Genomic DNA, 19,022 nt, shown 5'->3' with positions numbered 1-19,022 from the left:
TGTGTGACGAAATTTGTTCAGAATTCAAATTTTGAAACTGGCGTCGATTTTTGACCAGAATAATTACCATCAAAATTACGGTTGAATAAGCAAGAATACAACACGTTTAATATATATTCTACAGCTAACTGAGAAGAAAAATTAGAAACTTTAAAGGTGCTCTTTTCTTTTTGTGGTAAAAGTAAAACAACCGTTGCATAACTTGCTAGAGGACTTGAACCATCACTAGTAATCGCAATAATTGGTGTCTTGTTTTGATAGAAAGTCTTTGCATCATTTGTAATTTCAGCAGTTGTTCCGCTATATGAAGCAATCACTGCAACATCATTTTTCGTTGCATTTGCTGCCAAATGATATTGTTCAGCCTGTAAATCCATTGTTCGCAGATAAACGCCTATACGCAATAATTTTGTTTTGAAATCACGCAATCGGATATAATTATCACTTACGCCCACTCCGTAAATATTGTTTGCCTCCATCAGCAGTTTTGCAGATTGATTCAATTTTTGTGTCGTTAATAATCGTTGTGTCGCATTGATAGTCTCACTAGTGAGTTGTGCAATCTTTTTTGAAATCATTAAATCTGTATCTTTGGACTCAAAAGGGGTATTAGCATCTACATCATTAACCGTCTGATACATTGCTTCTAAATCTCTAGCTAAAGTTATCTTGAATTCTCTAAAACCTGATAAGTCACATTTTTGACATAAACGGACAATCGTGGAGGTTGAAGAGTTCGTTTTCTTCGCTAATTCATAAATCGATAAATGTAAAACTTCTTCAGAGTTTGCTAAAACATATGAAATAATCTCCTTTTCATTAAATGTAAATTTTCCAGGATTTTCTAGCCTGTCTAATAGATTGCTCATTTGCTTCTCCTCCCCAACGAAACTTAGTTTCACTCAAATCATACCGAATTATACCATTCTTTGAAACATAGTTACATAATGTTTTTAAACCGTTTACTTTTCTCAAAAAAATCATATGATAATAAAGAATAAAAAAACAATTTGGAGGAATTTCAAATGGAAAAAGTTACACACTGGGTCGAAGTAACCCTCGTTCCTAAAGTCTCAAAAGTAACAAATTTACGTTACTTCCAAGCATTAAGAAATGGCTTCTTCGCAATCATGCCATTAACAATTATCGGCTCTATCTTCATGCTCATAACAGACTTCCCTATCCAAGGGTATTCGGATTTTGTCGCTTCAATTTTTGGAGCAGACTGGGCAGATTTTATCTCCCCTGCCTATCGCGCAACCTTTAACATGATGGGCCTAATGTTCGCAGGTACGATGTCCTATAAATTAGCTGAAAGCTACGAGATGGATAAATTAACTTCTATGATTTTAGGAATTGTTGCCTATGTCATTGTATTGCCAAAATCTGTGACTACAGAGTCAGGAGAACTTGTAGAAAAAGTCTTGTCTTTTAATTGGACTGGAACACAAGGAATTCTTACTGCAATCGTGATGTCCATTATTTCTGTTGAAATCACACGTTTTTGTTACAAAAAAAATATTGTTATTAAAATGCCCGAAAGCGTACCGACTATGGTTAGTAAAGCCTTCAGTGCGCTTATCCCAGGATTTTTTATCGCGCTCATTTCACTTATCATAAACGGCTTAGGAATAACCTTGGCTGATTCTTTCCCAGAGCTTATTTACACTATTTTGCAGGCACCTTTACAAGGAATCATCGGCTCACCATTTGCGATAATCATTGTTGCTGGTTTAAATGGTCTTCTTTGGTGGTTTGGGATTCATCCAACGGTTATTAACTCTATGCTGTATCCGATTCTTTATGCAAATGCGGACAGTAATCAAGCCTTGGCTGAGTTAGGAAATCTTAGCATAAAAACTGGGAATTTTGGTACTGTTCAAATGCTGGATCAGTTTGCAACAATAGGTGGCGCTGGTTGTACGATAGGACTTGCCATTTCAATGGTACTCGTTGCTCGTTCTTCTCGTATGAAAGCCATGTCAAAAATTTCTTTTGTTCCAGCTTTCTTTAATATCAATGAACCTTTAATTTTTGGACTTCCAGTAATATTCAACCCGCTTATCTTGATTCCTATCACGATTGCACCAATTGTATCTGTAAGCATTGCTTACTTGTCTATGTCCATCGGCTTCATGCCAATGTTTACTAATATTCAGGCACCTTGGGCTACCCCATTTCTTTTCTCTGGTTTCTTAGTAGGAGGCTGGCAAGGAGCGGTCACACAAGTTGTCGGGGTCATTGCCTGCATCTTTATCTACTATCCATTTGTAAAAGCATTAGACAATCAATACAACAAAGAAGAATTAGAGGAATTACCTGAAACACTTTAGGAGGAATTTATTGTGGAAAAAAATATACCTGCAGAAAATATTTGCTGCGAAGTTGAAAAAACTAGTGAAAAAAATTATACGCCTATGTCTCCCGAAATTGTTCAAACTTCTTCTTTTTATTTTGATAATTACGAAGACTTTATGTCAGCAAGCGAAGATGAAAAAAATCATTACGTCTATACTAGAGGAACCAATCCTACTACAGAATCTTTAGAAAAAAAAATCGCACAGCTTGAGCAAGGGGAAAAATGTAAGGTATTCTCGTCTGGTATGGGAGCTATCTCGGCCACCCTGTTCTCCCTTCTTTCTCAAGGAGACCATATCTTAATGGTTAACACAGTTTATGGTGAAGCAGTCTCTCTGGCAAACGACTTGGCAAGATTTGGCATTACAGCTGATCGGGTGGACGTTGCAACAACAGATGAAGTTGCCCACCACATTAAACCAGAAACGAAAATCATTTATTTTGAGAGCCCCTCATCACAAAAATTTGAGCTTCTGGATTTAGAAAAAATAGTCAAGCTGTCAAAATCAAAAGGTATCTATACAGTCATAGATGGAACTTGGGCAGGCTCTGTTTTTCAAAAACCGCTATCCCATGGAATTGATTTAGTTGTGCTTTCTTTGTCTAAATATATAGGGGGTCATTCAGATATTGTTGGGGGAGCAGTCGTCGGAACTAACCAATTAGTTGATTTAATTTTTGAAAAAGGACATCAGTCTTTAGGCGCTGTAAATAGCCCCTTCAATTCATGGCTAGCTATTCGTGGGATTCGAACACTTCCTGTCCGTATGAATCATTTATCAAATGCAATAAAAACAGTTCTTGATGCCTTTTCTTTAGATCCTCGTATTGCAAAAATCTATCATCCTTATTGCGGAAATTCTGAGCAAAAGAAACTTGCCGAAAAATATCTAACAGGATATGGTTCTCTATTTGCAATTGATTTAGTTGATGAAGATTTTGATAAATTGAAAATTTTCGTAAATGCGCTGGAAATCGTCTCCATCGGTGTTAGCTGGGGTGGCTTTGAGAGTCTTGTCTTACCTGCCTACAAAGGAAATAATCTCGAGAATCTTAAAAATCGAGGACTACCTGTTTCGCACATTCGTGTTTATTTAGGATTAGAGGAACCAACCTCCATTATAGAAGATTTTTCTCAAGCATTAGATACTGCCTACGGAAAAATAAATTAGTTATCAAAAGGAGCTTTTCATGAAAAAAATTATTCAATCACCCAAACTATCTGCTGCAGGCCCTTACTCTCACGGTATAGAAACTGATGGGTCTATCCTCTTTTTTTCTGGACAGTTAGGTATTGATCCCGCCACTGGTAAAATGGGAGAAACCATTCAAGAACAGACAGTGTTTGCAATAAAAAATATAGAGATTCTATTGGAAGAAGCCAATCTGACAAAAGAAGCTGTTGTAAAAACTACGGTCTTCCTTAAAGACATCGCAGATTTTCCTATCATGAATCAGCTTTATGGCGAATATTTTTCATCCTTGCCAGCGAGAAGCGCTTTTCAGGTGGCTGCTTTACCCAACGACGGTTTAATCGAAATTGAAATCATTGCAACCAGATAAAAAAACTTCGTGTATCTTTCTTAAAATCAGAAAAATACACGAAGCTCTTTTTATTTTATTCTTACAGTGTTGCCAAAATAATGAAGTTAACAATAAATAAGATATTTACTACCCAGATAATTGGAGAAATTTCTTTGATCTTCCCTTTTGCAATTTTTACCACAGCATAGAAAATGAATCCTGCTGCAATTCCGTATGAAATACTGTAGCAAAGTCCCATAAAGATAGAGGCAAAAAATGCAGGTACTGCCTCTTCTAAATCTGTCCACTCAATATCTTTAAATGAGGCTAACATCATCACGCCGACAAGAATTAACGCAGGAGCAGTTGCTTGTGCAGGAACAATTGCAATAAGTGGTGAGAACAAACTACTCAATGCAAATAATGCTGCAACAACTACAGATGTTAACCCTGTACGTCCACCAGCACCAATCCCTGCTGCTGATTCTACATAAGTCGTTGTATTAGATGTTCCTACCACTGCGCCAACAGAAGTAGCAATTGCGTCTGCGAACAACGCTTTATCCATTTTTGTCGTGAAGCCTTTGCTGTCTTCTAAAGCAAGCTCATCTTCTTTAGAGAAAATCCCTGTACGACGACCTGTCCCAATAAATGTTCCAATCGTGTCAAATGTATCAGATAAACTAAATGCAATAATTGTCATTAAAACCTGTGGAATTTTAGCAGAATCACTAAATAGTGATTGCATGCCGTCAGGTCCAAATGCTGCACCAAACGTTGTTCCTAATTCTTTAATTGAATTTCCTAATGAATTTTGTTGCCATTGAATCGATCCAAGGTCAACTACACCCATCAAAATACCAATAATTGTTGTTGCAACAATTCCAATTAAGATTGCTCCGCGAACGTTCATCACAACTAACACCGTCATCAATACTAATCCAATAACCGCAAGTAGAATCGGTGCATTATCAAAATTGGCTAATGCTGGAACAATCCCGCTATTTGTTGTCACATTTACAGCTTGATCCCCATCAACTATTGAACTTGTAATCGCCGATTGGTCTGCAGAAAATGAAAGTAATCCTGCATTCTTAATTCCGACATAGGCAACAAAAATACCAATTCCTCCACCAATTGCATGTTGAAGACTTTCAGGAATTGCTTTGATAATCATTTTACGAATCTTTGTTACTGTAATTAGAATATTAATCAGTCCACAGATGAATACCATTGCAAGTGCTTGCTGCCATGTATACCCTAAAACAAAAACCACTGTAAATGTAAAAAACGCATTTAATCCCATGCCGGGTGCTTGTGCATAAGGAACATTTGCAAACAATCCCATAACTAACGTACCAATCACAGAAGCAATAATTGTTGCTAAAAATACTGCTTGAAACGGCATGCCTGAAGCGGATAAAATTGTAGGATTTACGAACAAGATATAGCTCATTGCGAAGAATGTTGTCACTCCCGCCATTACTTCAGTTGAAACTTTTGTACCATTTTCTTTCAATTTGAAAAACTTTTCCATGAAAATTTTCCACTCCTCAAATTTTTTTGATGGAAAAACTCGCTTAAAAAATGAATAATTGCAAATTTCGTCATTCCACCCAACAAATACAAATTATAGAGATTAATTACTAGAAATTCAACGTTTTCTTAAACAAAAACAAATTATATTCTTCTAATGTTCGTGTTTTAGCCATAGAGAATCTATTTTCTTCTTTTTTGCTTCTTAATAAAAACTGAAAAGACTCGTTTATTTCGGCTTCTAAACTTGCCAAATCAGTCAGATATGCTAGACTTAAACAACACTCTTTGATAGTTAGTTAGAAATTAAAGGAGGTTTTTCAACTATGAATCAAAAATTGATTGCCATTGATTTAGATGGTACAACACTAAATAATGAGTCAAAAATTTCAACAAAAACAGCAGCTACTCTAAAAAAAGCGATTGACGCGGGACATTATGTCAGCATTGCAACTGGACGTCCCTATCGTATGAGTCATCAGTTTTATAAAGAGTTAAACTTAAAGACCCCTATGGTCAACTTTAACGGTGCGCTGGTTCATCTTCCCGAACAAAAATGGGCAGGCGAACGTGAAACACTCATCAAACGAGAGATTGTTTTCGATATTCTTGCCCAAAAACAAGCATTAAACTTAGATTTTGTTGCTGCAGAAAATAAAGAAACTTTTTTTATTGACAGCTTGGACTTCTATGATTCAAAATTTTTTGCAGCTCCTGCTACAGAGAATAATCTTCTTTCTGCTAAAAATTTAACAACAGATCCGACTTCCTTGCTAGTGCGTACACAAACACAGTATGCTCAACAAGTATCTGATTCATTAATGAGTCAGTATGGCGAGTTTGTTGATGTACGGACTTGGGGTGGCCCTACAGCCATTTTAGAGATTGTTTCCAAAGGGATTCAAAAAGCAAAAGGCGTTCACCAAGTGGCAGATTATCTGAACATTTCAAAAGAAAACGTAGTGGCATTTGGAGACGAACACAACGACTTAGAAATGTTAGACTATGCTGGTTGGGGTGTTGCCATGTCAAATGGAACAGACGAGTTAAAACAAGTAGCCAACGACGTAACTCAAAAAAGTAACCAAGAAGATGGCTTGGCAGATTACCTAGCAGACTATCTTTCTCTATAGGTTAGCAAATCACCTGTACACAAAAAAACGACTACCTGCATTGGTAGCCGCTTTTTTTTTGCGGGGAAAGGTTTTCCAGTATTTCCCACTCGTTCTTCATTTTGTTTCTTCTATTTATTAAACGGTTTCGTATTCGATTGCTTCGGTAGTAGGAATTTCTTCATCAATAAAGAATACTTTGTACCAAGTCAAGAAACTGAAAATTGTCCAAATCTTTCTTTGTTCCTCTCTTTTCCCTTCATGATGATCATTTAGAAGCTGCATAATTTTTTCTTGATTGAAAAATTCTTTTGCAAAATCTGCTTCGAATAATTCACGGACTTGTTGATATCCATGGTCTTCTTTTAGCCAAACTTTAATTGGCACTGGAAACCCAAGCTTCACACGATTCGACCATTCTTCAGGCAAATGACGATTTGCCGCTTGTCGGAAAATATCCTTTGTATTATTTTGATTCAATAAAAACTTACTAGGTATTTGCTGTGCAAGTTTCATCATCTCAATATCTAAGAGTGGTACACGCAACTCTAAAGAGCTTGCCATTGATAACTTATCTGCTTTCAACAAAATGTCTTTAGGCATCCACTGGTGAACATCCACATATTGCATTTTATTCACTTCGTCTTTGATATTATCCGTTTTTGCGTAATGCGGAGCCATAATTTCTGCAACTGATGGGCCCTTTGCATAATCAGATTGCAAGAATTCAAGAGATTCTTTTTCATCAAAAACTTTCGCATGACCAATAAAATATTCCTTTGCAGGAGCTAAAGACTCATATAAATGAATTCTTCCGTGGAAATTTTTCATTTTTCCAATCTTTCTGCCTAAGCTATAACGTGTGCCTTTAGGCAACTTTTTCAAGCCCTGTGCAAGTACACGAATTGCTTTTGAATTAGTGTGGAACCCATAGGTTTGGTAACCAGCAAATAATTCATCTGCTCCTTCTCCTGACTGAACAACTCGTACACTTTGGGCAGCTAAATTCGCCAAAAAGTATAACGGTACACAAGAAGGATTTGAATCTGGTTCATCCAAATGATATTGAATTAACGGGAACGCTTTGAAAGACATATCCCCATCAATCACTGCAGCTGTGTTATCAAGTCCTAACATATCAGTTAACTTACGAGCTTCAATAGCTTCATTATAAGTCTTGTCGTCAAACCCAATTGAAAATGAATGGTCCGGTCTCAACACAGAAGCCACGTAACTTGAGTCAACCCCACTAGATAGGAAAGAACCCACTTCTACATCACTAATTTTATGAGCGGCAATTGAACTTTGAACCGCTTCATCAATTTCATTAATCCATTCTTCTTTACTCTTTTGCTCTTTTTGTTCAAAGTTTGCATCCCAATATTCGTTAATCGTCATTTTTCCATCTTTATAAATAAAATAATGACCTTCTTGTAAGCGGTGAACGCCTTTAAAGAATGTTTCTCCATTTAATGGTGAGTATTGAAATGTCATATACGGCTTCAACGCATCCTTATTTAACTGTTTATCAAAATCAGGATGTGGCAAAAAGCTTTTAATTTCAGAGCCAAACATGAATGTTCCATTCATTTCAGCATAATAAAATGGTTTGATTCCAAAGAAATCACGCGCACCAAATAATTCTTCTTTTTCGTTATCCCAGATAACAAACGCAAACATTCCGCGAACTTTTTGCAGCAGCCCTGTTCCCCACTCTTCATATCCATGTAAAAGAACTTCTGTATCTGCATGTGTTGTAAAAATATGTCCTGCTTGAATTAGTTCTTCACGCAAAGGTTGATAGTTATAAATTTCTCCGTTAAAAATAATAATCTTTGAACGGTCTTCATTATATATAGGCTGCGTTCCGCCTTCTAAGTCGATAATACTTAATCGACGAAATCCTAATGCAACATGTTTATCAACATAACTGCCAGAGCTATTGGGTCCACGATGAACAATTCGATCCATCATGTCTGTCACTATTTCTTCTTTACGATCTTTCGTATTCACAAAGCCAACGATTCCACACATTACTTTTGTTCACTTCCTATTCTCTCTTCCAATGTTTCGCAAAATCAATCATACCACAAACATGACCTTCCTTTTCGCAAACACGCCTTACAAATATGTAAGTTTTTTTATTTTTAAATTCCTGTGAATTAAATCCTCTTACTAAAGTACCACCTTTCAAAAAAATATTCTACATTTCTTATACTTTTTTTAAGCAAATAAAAAAAACTTTCCAGAGTTTACTGGAAAGTCACTAACATATCATCAAATATTGAGAAAATTTTGCTAGAGATAGGTGGTTCTTTTTGAAAAAAGCTAGCTTTTCTTAAAAGCTATCTAAAACATATTTACACCTTCTATCAGATGATAGTAAACACTAAACTTTTAAATAAATTATTCTTCAGAAAACTACTTAATTAACCGTCTCATTCACTGCAATAATATTATTTATTGTTCGTTGAATTAACGAAATAATCTGTTCTTGCGTTGGGTTAATACTTCCTGAAGAAGCTAATGAAGCTAGCCCTGTCACCACTACCCACGTCCCTGTATGCAAGGTTTGGATTTGTTCTCTTGAGAGACCTTCATATTGAGGGTCGTTCTCAATAAGCGTAGAAAAGTAATTAAAAGAGAAATCGTGCATTTTTTTCCCGCCACCTTCTTCATCTACATAAAGTGCTAAATAAAGATTGTGATGTTGTTTGGCAAAATTAATATAGTTCAAACCTAGGTCGATGACTTTGTCACCAGTGTGTGGAACTGGAAAAATTTCATTTTTTAGTTTTGAGAAAATCAAATCTAATAATTCATTTTTCAAGTCCTCCATATTTTTAAACTCTAGATAGATAGGCTGAGTTGAAATGCCCATTCTCTTAGCAATATTTCTAGCTGTAAATCCAGCAAATCCTTCAGTGGCAACGACCTCATAAGCAGCTCTCAATATTTGTTCTTTCGTGTAGATTTTCCGGCGCATGCGGATTCTCCTCTCTTTCGAAAAATAATGACTATTATTCTTTTTCGTTTTTTTATTCTAACTGACTCTGCATACCTTTTGCAAACGAAACACTCATTTTGTTATTTTTTGATTTTTGGAATAAAATTCTTGGTTCTTGATTCATCCACATGCTACACTACGACTATATCGCATAGCAAAGGAGATGCACTTTTTTTGAGCTCAACTAAACATCAAGAACTAATTTTAGATACTTGCTTACTTGCGGGAAAGATTATGACCGAATCTGGATCAGAAGTTTATCGTGTGGAAGATACCATGAATCGAATAGCGACAAACGCGGGAGAGCCAGACAGTGTTAGCTACGTGACTGCAACTGGTCTATTCGTTGGTCTACGTTCTATCCATTGTAGCCAACTAGAAAATATTACAGAACGCTCAATCAATTTAGAAAAAGTAGCGGCTGTAAATAATCTCTCTCGAAAATTTGCTAATCAAGAGATTACTCTGTCTGAACTATTCCATCGACTCTCTCATATTGAAGAAGAGACACCTAGTTTTTCAGTGCTTTTACAAGTTCTAGCGGCAGGAGTTGTAAGCTGTACCCTTATGTATATTTTCGGAGGTACTTGGCAAGACTTCCTTCCAACTTTTATAGTTGGAAGTAGCGGTTATACCCTTTCTTTTCTTGCAAAAAAATGGTTAGATGTTCGTTTTTTGAACGACTTTTTGGCTTCATTTTTTATAGGTCTTCTTGCCTATGGATTTGTCCGGTTAGGTATTGCAGGCAGTATGGATAATATTATTATTGGTGCGGTCATGCCTTTAGTCCCAGGAGTAGCGATAACCAATGCCTTTCGTGATATTTTAGCCGGTCATTTAATCAGCGGCATGGCACGTGCAACCGAAGCATTATTTGTTGCCAGCAGTATTGGCGTAGGAATCGCACTCGTATTCAAACTATTTATTTAAGTTCAAGGAGGAAAATTGTGACACTCATTTTACATGCTTTATTTAGTTTTCTCAGTACAGTTACATTTGGAATTCTTACCAATGTCCCACGACGTGCACTCATCTCATGCGGATTAACTGGCGCTGCTGGATGGATGGTTTTTTACTTAAGCCAACCTCTAGGTGCCGGAATCGGACTTGCTAACTTTCTTGGTGCAATCACAGTTGGTCTCATAAGTATTTTCTTTTCTCGAAAAAAAAGAATGCCTATGATTATTTTCAATATTCCAAGCCTTGTCCCCTTAGTACCAGGAGGTCCTGCTTATAAAACCATTCGATATTTTGTTCTTGGCGATACCCTTTCAGGGACCCAAAATGCGTGGCTAGTCATCGTTACAGCTGGAGCCATTGCCGGTGGATTCATGGTCGTCGGCTTGTTGGAAAATCTGTACAGTAAGTGGCTGCATTCTAAGAGTAGAATAAAATAACTATTTATTTTAAAACGATTGTTTTTGTAACCTGTTTTCAGAATAACATGTTTTTTTGACTAAAATGTGTCAAAAATTTTTCCCTTTCACAAATTTATGACACATTCTTAAAAAATATCTAAAGAAATTGAGGAATCCGGAATAGACGTGAATGTCTCTGAGAAACAAGTAGGTACTGTGTCTCATCAAAAAAATAACTGTTTGTGATTTACAGCGTCAAACAGATACATCTCTACATTGATTTCTTTTATAAATCAATGTCAGCATATTAAGCCGTTCAACCCTAGCTTGTCTCATATGTAGGAATTGTTAAGAGCGTAGCGCAGTAGAAACTTTCAATTCGCTGTCCCACTTTTAGAGTTTGTCGGGATTGTAACGCAGTAAAAATGCATTTCCCCCTTCTCCCCTTATTAAAATTTAAAAAGCGTAGAACATAACCGTTTAAGCTATATCCTACGCTTTTTTGTTTTATATCCATCGATAGCCTGTTTACTAAAAATATTATAGCCCAGCAAATGTTCCATAAATTAAGAACAGATTCAAAAGAGTTAGCACAATGGCAATGATCCAAGCTAGAATTTTGACCCAAGTTGGATTTGCAAATTTGCCCATCAATTTTTTATCGCTAGTATAAATGGTCAATGGAATAATTGAGACTGGTAAAGCAATACTTAAAAATACTTGTGTATAAAGAAGCAAGTCTTCCACTGCTGACTCTCTTCCTCCATATAAAATGACGCAGATGATGACTGGAACGATTGCTAGAAGTCGAGTCACTACTCGTCGCATCCACAAGGGCATTTTCAAGTGAATAAATCCTTCCATGACAATTTGGCCAGATAGCGTCCCAGTAATAGTAGAATTTTGACCAGAGGCAAGCAGCGCAATAGCAAATAGACCACTCAAAACCGGACTAGCAATAGATCCGACAATATCTGGATTTTTTAAGGCATCATATAAGTCAACAAACTTTCCTAAATCACTATTCGTTCCATAAAAAAGTGCCCCACCTAAAATCAGCAGCAAACAGTTCACGATAAAAGCAACCGTTAACTGAATATTAGAATCCCATATAGTAAAACGAATCGCTTTTGCTTTCTCAGCATCATCATTACGATCAAACTTTCTTGCTTGTGCAATAGAAGAATGTAAATATAAATTATGAGGCATAACTGTTGCACCAACAATCCCAAGAGCTAAAAACAACATTGATTTATCTGTTGCAATTTTTGTATCTGGGATAAATCCCTTTAAAACTTCTCCAATCGTTGGATCTGCTAATGCAACCTCATAGGCAAATACAAAAAATATAACTGAAATCAAAACGGCCACAATCGCTTCTATTTTACGGAAGCCTAACTTTGTTAACAACAGTAAAAGTAAGACGTCAAAAGTGGTAATCAAAACACCAACCAAAAGAGGCAAACCAAAAAGTAACTGTAGCGCAACAGCTCCACCAATGACTTCAGCTATGTCTGTCGCCATAATCGCAAGCTCTGTAATAACCCATAAAACAAATCCAGTTTTCTTCCCTGTATGTTCACGTGTCGCTTGTGCAAGGTCTCGCCCTGTAACAATCCCAAGCTTTGCAGCCATACTTTGCAGCAGCATCGCAATTAAGCTAGATAACAAAATAACACTAAGCAATGCATATTTATATTCTGCTCCTCCTGCAATAGAAGTAATCCAGTTTCCTGGATCCATATACCCCACTGCCACCAAGGCCCCAGGACCACTATAAGCCATCAACGTTCGGAAAAAACTTGCATTTTTAGGAACGTCTACCGTATTATTAATTTCTTCTAAACTTGGACCATTGGCATATTCAATCAATTTCTTTTCTTCTTTCATTCGATCACTCCTCACAAACAGAAAACGGCTAGGTTAATTATTTTTTTAGGCTAACCGAAATATTCTATAGCTAGTATATTCCTAAAAAAGAATTCTGTAAAACTTTTTTTCTTAAACTTTTATAAATAAGACTAAAGTTTGATGAGTATTTTTATTATTTCGCTTATACTCAACTAGTAGATAAGTTATTGTGACAGTACCTTACAAAATTGTTCCTAGACGAACAGCTCGTAAAATGGCAAAATGAGAGTAGATTCAGTATAATACTTATAGAATCGTATAAAGGAGATGAAAACATGAGTGTAGCAGCTTCTCGTAGAATTATAAATATCATATCCATCATTGGTATAGGGATTTCAATTGCCTTAACTATTTATTTCATAAATCTTGGCGTTTTTAAGGACATAAATGCCTTGCGAGGGTTAGTTGGCGACTCTGTCATCTTAGGCCCTGTTATCTTTATGCTGATTCAAGTCCTTCAAGTAGTCATTCCTATTATTCCCGGTGGAATAAGTAGTGCCGCAGGCGTCTTAATTTTTGGTCCAACTGCCGGATTCATTTATAATTACGTTGGCATTTGTCTTGGCTCTGTTATCATCTTCTTACTAGGACGTCGTTATGGTAAACCATTTATTCTTAGTATGATTAGTGACAAAACTTATAACAAGTATATTGGCTGGTTAGATAACCAGAGCCGATTTGAAAAGCTCTTTGCTTTAGCCATCTTCTTGCCAGTAGCTCCAGACGATGCACTGTGTTTAATGGCCGGACTGACGAATATGTCAACCAAAAGATTTACGTTAATTATTCTTCTAGCAAAACCTGCTTCTATCTTCCTGTACAGTTTAGCTTTAATCTATGGAGGAACATTCTTATCAGGCTTACTAGGTTAATTGTTAAAATACTACGAGGGTGGGACATAACTAAGATAGTTATGGCTCATCCTCTTTTTTTGTAAAAAAAATGGTTGAAATGATTCTTTTTAACCAAAATACGGTAAACTAACAAATAGGTGATGAAAATGAATTATTTGAAAAACAGTTTAATCAATACACGTGACTTTTTGAAAAGTACACAATCTTATTTTCGTGATGTCCTGTTGATGCATGGACTCATTTTATTTATTGTTTTACCCCTATTGGGGAGCTCAACGCGCTTTATCTTAAAACGAGGAGCGATAGATTATCTTTCTTACGATAATCTACCTACCATTCTTACACAACATCCAGGAGTCCTTGTTGCCCTCCTTTTGGTTTTGCTTTCTGTTTTGGTACTCGTCTATTTTGAATTTACGTTTCTGTTGTTGAGTGTTTATTTTATTAAGAAAAAACAAGCTGTTCGATTACGCCAGCTACTGCAAATGACTCTTTTACAGATAAAGAAAATTCGTCCAATAACAGTCCTCTTTTTCTTATTCTATTTTTTACTCGTATTACCTATTGGCGGACTGAGCTTTAACTCTGATTTATTGTCCAAAATTAAGATTCCTGCGTTCATTATGGATTTTATTTTTGAAAATCGTGTCATTGTTGTCGCAGGATTCGTATTAGGGTATTTATTTTTAATTTACTTAGGTATTCGAGTCATTTTTGCTTTGCCGGAAATGATCTTACGGGATCGAGGATTCAGAGAATCTATTAAAGAAAGCTGGCGAATTACAAAACGACGATTTTTTGCCATTCTAGGACAATTTATTGTTATCGGTGGAGCCATTGCTCTTATGACATCGCTTGTATTTTTCCTTGTCATCTTTGCTCAAAGCCTTTTTGAACTCTATTTACCAGAATATGCTTTAGCCAGTGCTGTTTTTGCCATGACTTTACTACAAGTAGCACTTCTTTTGAACATTGTTCTGTCAACGGTTGGGATTTTTTATATCATTGTGGACTTTATGGAGGACGAAGGATTTTTACCTGATATTCCAAGTTGGTTCTATCAAGAACCTTTACAAGAAAAGAAGTACACCACATTAAAAATAGGACTTCTTTTGTCTGTCACCATTTTATTTGGCATTGGTGTAGGTCTTTACAATACGACCTATCTTACAGATGCCTCCACTATTCGCCCGCTAACTGCTTCTCATCGTGGTGTAAGCAATAAAAACGGCGTACAAAATACGTTAGCTTCCTTGAGAGAAACCGCAAAGCTCTCCCCTAACTATGTTGAAATGGATGTTCAGGAAACAAAAGATCATCAGTTTGTTGTTTATCATGATTTCAAATTAAATTCTCTTGCTGGTATAAAGAAAAAGCCACAAGATTTAACACTAAAAGAGCTTCAGGCGATTGAAATTACAGAAAATGGAAAAAAAGGACACATCGTTTCCTTTGATGAGTATCTTGATGAAGCAAATCGATTAAATCAGAAGTTAATCATTGAAATTAAAACAACAAAATATGACAGTCCTGATTTGGTAAATAACTTTATTAAAAGATACAAAGAGGATATTCTCACTCATCATCATCTCATTCAAAGTCTAACCTATCAAACAGTGACTGACTTAAAGACAGAGGTACCAGCGTTCAACGTAGGATACATTCTCCCTTTTAATATTGTCGGTCCTCCAGTTACACCAGCAGACTTTTTGACGATGGAATATAGCACGGTAAATCGTAATTTTATTGATTCAGCCCATGCGGATGGAAAGAAGGTATTTGTTTGGACGGTCAACGATGAGGATGCTATGAGTCGAATGATTTTTTATGGCGTAGATGGCATTATTACCGATCAGATGGAACTCCTTAATGAAACCATTCACTCTTCTGAGGAAATGACGTATTCTGATAAGCTATTGAATTTTGTTTTAGGTGTAGGATAAGCTTTTTCATAAGTTATTGTTTTTTATTGAAAGAATCTTTATTTACGAATCTTAAGAATATCTTTTGTTCCTTTCTTATGTTCATTGAGATTCTTTCATTTTTTTTATTTAAGTGACAAATTTGTTCTGATGACGTAAGCCCAACGTTCGTGCGTATTTCCCTTATTAGCGATAAGATAACTATAGGAGGTGAATCTCATGGTTATCGTTCAAACAGTTGTTTTTTTCACATTAACCATTGGCTTACTAATTGGTTTAAAAGAAACAAAATAATCAATGAAAATTGTTATGAAAATATTAAGAAAACACTTTTTAACAAGTCTTATTCTTTGCTTCATCTTTTTCCACATGCTATAGTAAATACCGAAGAATGAACTTCTTCAATTAAAGAATAAAGGAGGAGTGACTCATGACATTTACACAAACAAATATTGAATACCGAATTGCTTTTGACACGGTTCAAAACAAATTTATGGCAATTGATGCGCACGATGAAGCAAATTTTGCTTATGGTATCACTATCGAAGATGCAATTAAAGAATTGAAAAAAAACATTTAAGGAGCGTGCCCATCAAAATGAATGATTCCAGTTCGGATAATCAGTGAAAGACGTCTGTAGAAACCCACTACAAGACGTCTTTTTTGTTTCTTGACTAATTTTTTCATTTCTCTTCCCCTCTATCAAACCCTATTCTTCCTCTATCTACTTTACTATATGACTGAAATCATCCTCCTTCTACATAGAATAATCCTCTCTAAAACTAGTTCACCCCTCCCGCCAATTTTTTACACATTTCTAGTAATCTTTGTTTTCTTTTTTGGTATAATTGTTTTTAATAAAAAAAAGAAGAATTGAGGAAAATAAATGAAGCAATCTTACTTTGATGGCGGGCTCGCTACCTATATTGGTACGTCCATACTTGCAGCACTTATAACAGTATTAACTTTAGGGATTTGTGCACCTTGGGGATTGTGTATGTTATACAATTGGAAGATAAAACATACAGTAATTGACGGAAGAAGACTTTATTTTGACGGTACAGCTACTCAGCTTTTTGCTCATTGGATAAAATGGTTTTTCCTCACTGTTATTACTTTGGGCATCTATAGTTTTTGGTTAAATATTAAACTACAGCAATGGATTACAAAACACACTCATGTACTATAAATATAGATTATTTTTCACAACTATTTATTAAACTACTATCCGAATGCTGTCGTTCTTTTTTTACAGCAACAATCAAATGGAGGTAACTTTTTGAGAAAAACATTCTTGTGCTATTATCCAGCACTTTTTCTTTCACTATTCTACTTAATTCTTTTGATTTCCTGGAGTATCTTTTCCTTTACAGAATATGCTGCAGAGCTAATCTACTGGCTATTCTTTTCAATCTCGCTCTTGTCTCTTTGCTTTTTCTGTTTATATCAGCTATCCTGCATAAAAATTTCTAATCAATTCGTTCATATTTACTCATTTGCTGGTTTGCGTCATAAATCATATTCCTTAAAAGAATACACTCTTTCATTTGGTCAGAGTATCCCTATTCGTCGGCTTCCAAATATGTACCCCATTTATCTTTATCATGAGAACAATAAACCAATTCGTATTCTATGTGGGAAAAAAAGAATGTCTGTTTTTAGGCGTAGATATGTCCAACAATCAATAGATTAAGCAAATTATTCAAAAGATAATACAAAAAGCACTCCTGTGAAGTAATTCCAAGATATCTAGAACATAACTTTTATAGTTATGTTCTAGATATCTTTTGGACTCACTCCTAGAGTGCTTTTTCTGACGATTACGAAGGTAGAATATAACTATCTAAGTTAAATTCTACCCTCGTATAATTTTAATAAAGATCACCACTTCATTTGGTTCTCAACAACTTCTATGCATGGAACATGCTAGAGTTGAAAATTCCCCAAATAAGCTGAACACTTATGAATCGACTTCATTATAAACGTTCGTTTAACTCTTTTGCTAACTCTTCAAATCCTGGTTTGCCAAGAAGTGCGAACATATTTTTTTTGTATGCTTCCACACCTGGCTGGTCAAATGGATTTACGCCATTTAAGTAGCCTGAGATGCCTACTGCAATTTCAAAGAAGTACATCGTATAACCTAGAGTGTATGCATCCATTGCTGGAATTTTCACTAGCAGGTTAGGAACATCACCATCTGTGTGTGCTAATAACGTTCCTTCAAATGCTTTTGTATTGACGAAATCAACTTCTTTTCCTTGTAGATAGCCTAAACCATCTAAGTCCGCTTCTTGTGTTGGAATCGCTACAGATTTACGAGGTTTTTCAACCTTCACTACTGTTTCAAAAATATTGCGGCGTCCTTCTTGAATATATTGACCAAGAGAATGTAGATCTGTTGAAAAATTCGCGCTTGAAGGATAGATTCCTTTTTGGTCTTTCCCTTCAGATTCACCGAATAATTGTTTCCACCATTCAGAGAAATATTGCATTCCTGGTTCATAGTTAATTAACAATTCAGTAACTTTACCCTTACGGTATAAAATATTACGCATTGCCGCATATTGATAGGCTTCGTTTTCTTCTAACTTATCACTTGAATATGCATCACTTGCATCTGCGGCACCTTGCATCAATGCTTCAATGTCTGCACCACTTGCTGCAATTGGTAATAAACCTACGGCTGTTAAGACAGAAAAACGTCCGCCAACATCATCAGGAATAACAAATGTTTCCCAGTTTTCAGCATCCGCTTCAACCTTTACTGCACCTTTTGCTTTATCTGTTGTTGCGTAAATGCGTTTATTTGCTTCTTCTTGACCATATTTTTTTACAAGTAATTCTTTAAATACACGAAAAGCAATAGCTGGTTCAGTAGTTGTCCCAGATTTTGAGATAACATTTACAGAGAAATCACGGTCACCAATCACTTCGATTAAATCAGCTAAATAAGTTGAGCTGATTGAGTTTCCAGCAAAAAAGATTTGTGGTGCTTTACGGTCTTTTTTATCTAATAAGTTAAAGAAGCTATGATTCAAGAAATCAATTGCTGCACGAGCACCAAGATAAGATCCCCCAATTCCGATTACTACTAAAACTTCAGAATCTGATTGAATTTTTTCTGCTGCTTTTTTAATTCGAGCAAATTCATCTTTATCATAATTTTTTGGTAAGTCTATCCACCCACGAAAATCGCTTCCCGCGCCTGTTCCTTCACGCAAAGTATTGTGCGCAGCTGTTACTGCACTTTGCATGTAGCCCAATTCATGGTCATTTACAAATGGTGCTACTTTTGAATAATCAAATTGAATGTGTGACATGTTTTTTTGTCCTCCTTGAAAGTAAACTTCATATTCATACATCTATTACTTTACGTTTTTTTCTCACTTATTTCAAGTAAATAAGCAAAAAGGTCTCGCCTTTTTGCTTATATAAAA

The 19,022-nt window shown here is 35.8% G+C and carries 16 protein-coding genes; 10 read left to right on the top strand and 6 right to left on the bottom strand.

Annotated features, from left to right (window positions below):
• Positions 1-17 precede the first annotated feature (17 nt).
• Complete coding sequence (locus tag I589_RS06725; RefSeq protein WP_010768855.1) at positions 18-869, bottom strand: MurR/RpiR family transcriptional regulator; 852 nt, start codon at positions 867-869, stop codon at positions 18-20.
• Positions 870-1,025: 156 nt separating this feature from the next.
• On the opposite strand from I589_RS06725, the gene I589_RS06720 reads away from it, so the two are divergent.
• From I589_RS06720 to I589_RS06710, 3 genes are read left to right on the top strand one after another with little or no spacing between them, the layout of a single operon-like run.
• The gene (locus I589_RS06720) at positions 1,026-2,333 is read left to right on the top strand and encodes a PTS sugar transporter subunit IIC (protein WP_010768856.1); all 1,308 of its coding nucleotides are present in this window, start codon (positions 1,026-1,028) and stop codon (positions 2,331-2,333) included.
• Positions 2,334-2,345: 12 nt separating this feature from the next.
• A complete protein-coding gene (locus I589_RS06715) occupies positions 2,346-3,530 on the top strand; it encodes an aminotransferase class I/II-fold pyridoxal phosphate-dependent enzyme (RefSeq protein WP_010768857.1) in 1,185 nt (394 codons plus the stop codon).
• 19 nt (positions 3,531-3,549) lie between these two features.
• Positions 3,550-3,921 (top strand): RidA family protein, encoded by a 372-nt coding sequence (locus I589_RS06710; protein WP_010768858.1) that lies wholly within the window; start codon positions 3,550-3,552, stop codon positions 3,919-3,921.
• Between the two features lie 61 nt (positions 3,922-3,982).
• On the opposite strand, the gene I589_RS06705 is transcribed toward I589_RS06710, so the two are convergent.
• Positions 3,983-5,419, bottom strand: a complete 1,437-nt coding sequence (locus I589_RS06705; RefSeq protein WP_010768859.1) for an NCS2 family permease — start codon at positions 5,417-5,419, stop codon at positions 3,983-3,985.
• Between the two features lie 325 nt (positions 5,420-5,744).
• Between I589_RS06705 and I589_RS06700 the strand changes: the two genes are divergently transcribed.
• Positions 5,745-6,551 (top strand): Cof-type HAD-IIB family hydrolase, encoded by an 807-nt coding sequence (locus I589_RS06700; protein WP_010768860.1) that lies wholly within the window; start codon positions 5,745-5,747, stop codon positions 6,549-6,551.
• A 117-nt stretch (positions 6,552-6,668) separates the two neighbouring features.
• Here the strand turns inward: I589_RS06700 and asnB are convergent, their stop codons facing one another.
• Both asnB and I589_RS06690 read right to left on the bottom strand, forming a co-directional pair.
• On the bottom strand, positions 6,669-8,564 hold the full coding sequence (gene asnB / locus I589_RS06695) for an asparagine synthase (glutamine-hydrolyzing) (protein WP_010768861.1): 1,896 nt from the start codon (positions 8,562-8,564) through the stop codon (positions 6,669-6,671).
• 391 nt (positions 8,565-8,955) lie between these two features.
• On the bottom strand, positions 8,956-9,516 hold the full coding sequence (locus tag I589_RS06690) for a TetR/AcrR family transcriptional regulator (RefSeq protein WP_010768862.1): 561 nt from the start codon (positions 9,514-9,516) through the stop codon (positions 8,956-8,958).
• 195 nt (positions 9,517-9,711) lie between these two features.
• Between I589_RS06690 and I589_RS06685 the strand changes: the two genes are divergently transcribed.
• Both I589_RS06685 and I589_RS06680 read left to right on the top strand, forming a co-directional pair.
• Entirely contained in the window at positions 9,712-10,467 is a 756-nt protein-coding gene (locus I589_RS06685) for a threonine/serine exporter family protein (protein WP_010768863.1), read from the top strand.
• Positions 10,468-10,484: 17 nt separating this feature from the next.
• Positions 10,485-10,934 (top strand): threonine/serine exporter family protein, encoded by a 450-nt coding sequence (locus tag I589_RS06680; protein WP_010768864.1) that lies wholly within the window; start codon positions 10,485-10,487, stop codon positions 10,932-10,934.
• Between the two features lie 501 nt (positions 10,935-11,435).
• Here I589_RS06680 and I589_RS06675 read toward each other — a convergent pair.
• Positions 11,436-12,785 carry an Nramp family divalent metal transporter gene (locus I589_RS06675; RefSeq protein WP_010768865.1) on the bottom strand — a complete coding sequence of 450 codons (1,350 nt, stop codon included), beginning with the start codon at positions 12,783-12,785 and terminating at the stop codon, positions 11,436-11,438.
• 296 nt (positions 12,786-13,081) lie between these two features.
• Here I589_RS06675 and I589_RS06670 point away from each other — a divergent pair, with 296 nt between their 5' ends.
• From I589_RS06670 to I589_RS06660, 4 genes are all read left to right on the top strand, one after another.
• Complete coding sequence (locus I589_RS06670; RefSeq protein WP_010768866.1) at positions 13,082-13,678, top strand: TVP38/TMEM64 family protein; 597 nt, start codon at positions 13,082-13,084, stop codon at positions 13,676-13,678.
• A 128-nt stretch (positions 13,679-13,806) separates the two neighbouring features.
• On the top strand, positions 13,807-15,603 hold the full coding sequence (locus I589_RS06665) for a glycerophosphoryl diester phosphodiesterase membrane domain-containing protein (RefSeq protein ID WP_010768867.1): 1,797 nt from the start codon (positions 13,807-13,809) through the stop codon (positions 15,601-15,603).
• A 409-nt stretch (positions 15,604-16,012) separates the two neighbouring features.
• On the top strand, positions 16,013-16,162 hold the full coding sequence (locus I589_RS18475) for a hypothetical protein (RefSeq protein ID WP_010768868.1): 150 nt from the start codon (positions 16,013-16,015) through the stop codon (positions 16,160-16,162).
• 306 nt (positions 16,163-16,468) lie between these two features.
• Positions 16,469-16,771, top strand: coding sequence for a DUF898 family protein (locus tag I589_RS06660; RefSeq protein WP_010768870.1), 303 nt, complete (start codon positions 16,469-16,471; stop codon positions 16,769-16,771).
• Positions 16,772-17,558: 787 nt separating this feature from the next.
• Here the strand turns inward: I589_RS06660 and I589_RS06655 are convergent.
• Positions 17,559-18,905 carry a glucose-6-phosphate isomerase gene (locus I589_RS06655; RefSeq protein ID WP_010768872.1) on the bottom strand — a complete coding sequence of 449 codons (1,347 nt, stop codon included), beginning with the start codon at positions 18,903-18,905 and terminating at the stop codon, positions 17,559-17,561.
• Between the last annotated feature and the right edge of the window lie 117 nt (positions 18,906-19,022).

The organism is Enterococcus phoeniculicola ATCC BAA-412 (genome assembly GCF_000407505.1).
In the GTDB taxonomy this organism is placed as follows: Bacteria; Bacillota; Bacilli; order Lactobacillales; family Enterococcaceae; genus Enterococcus_K; species Enterococcus_K phoeniculicola.
Note: the sequence above shows the minus strand (reverse complement) of the source record. Positions and strands in the feature narration are given on the sequence as shown.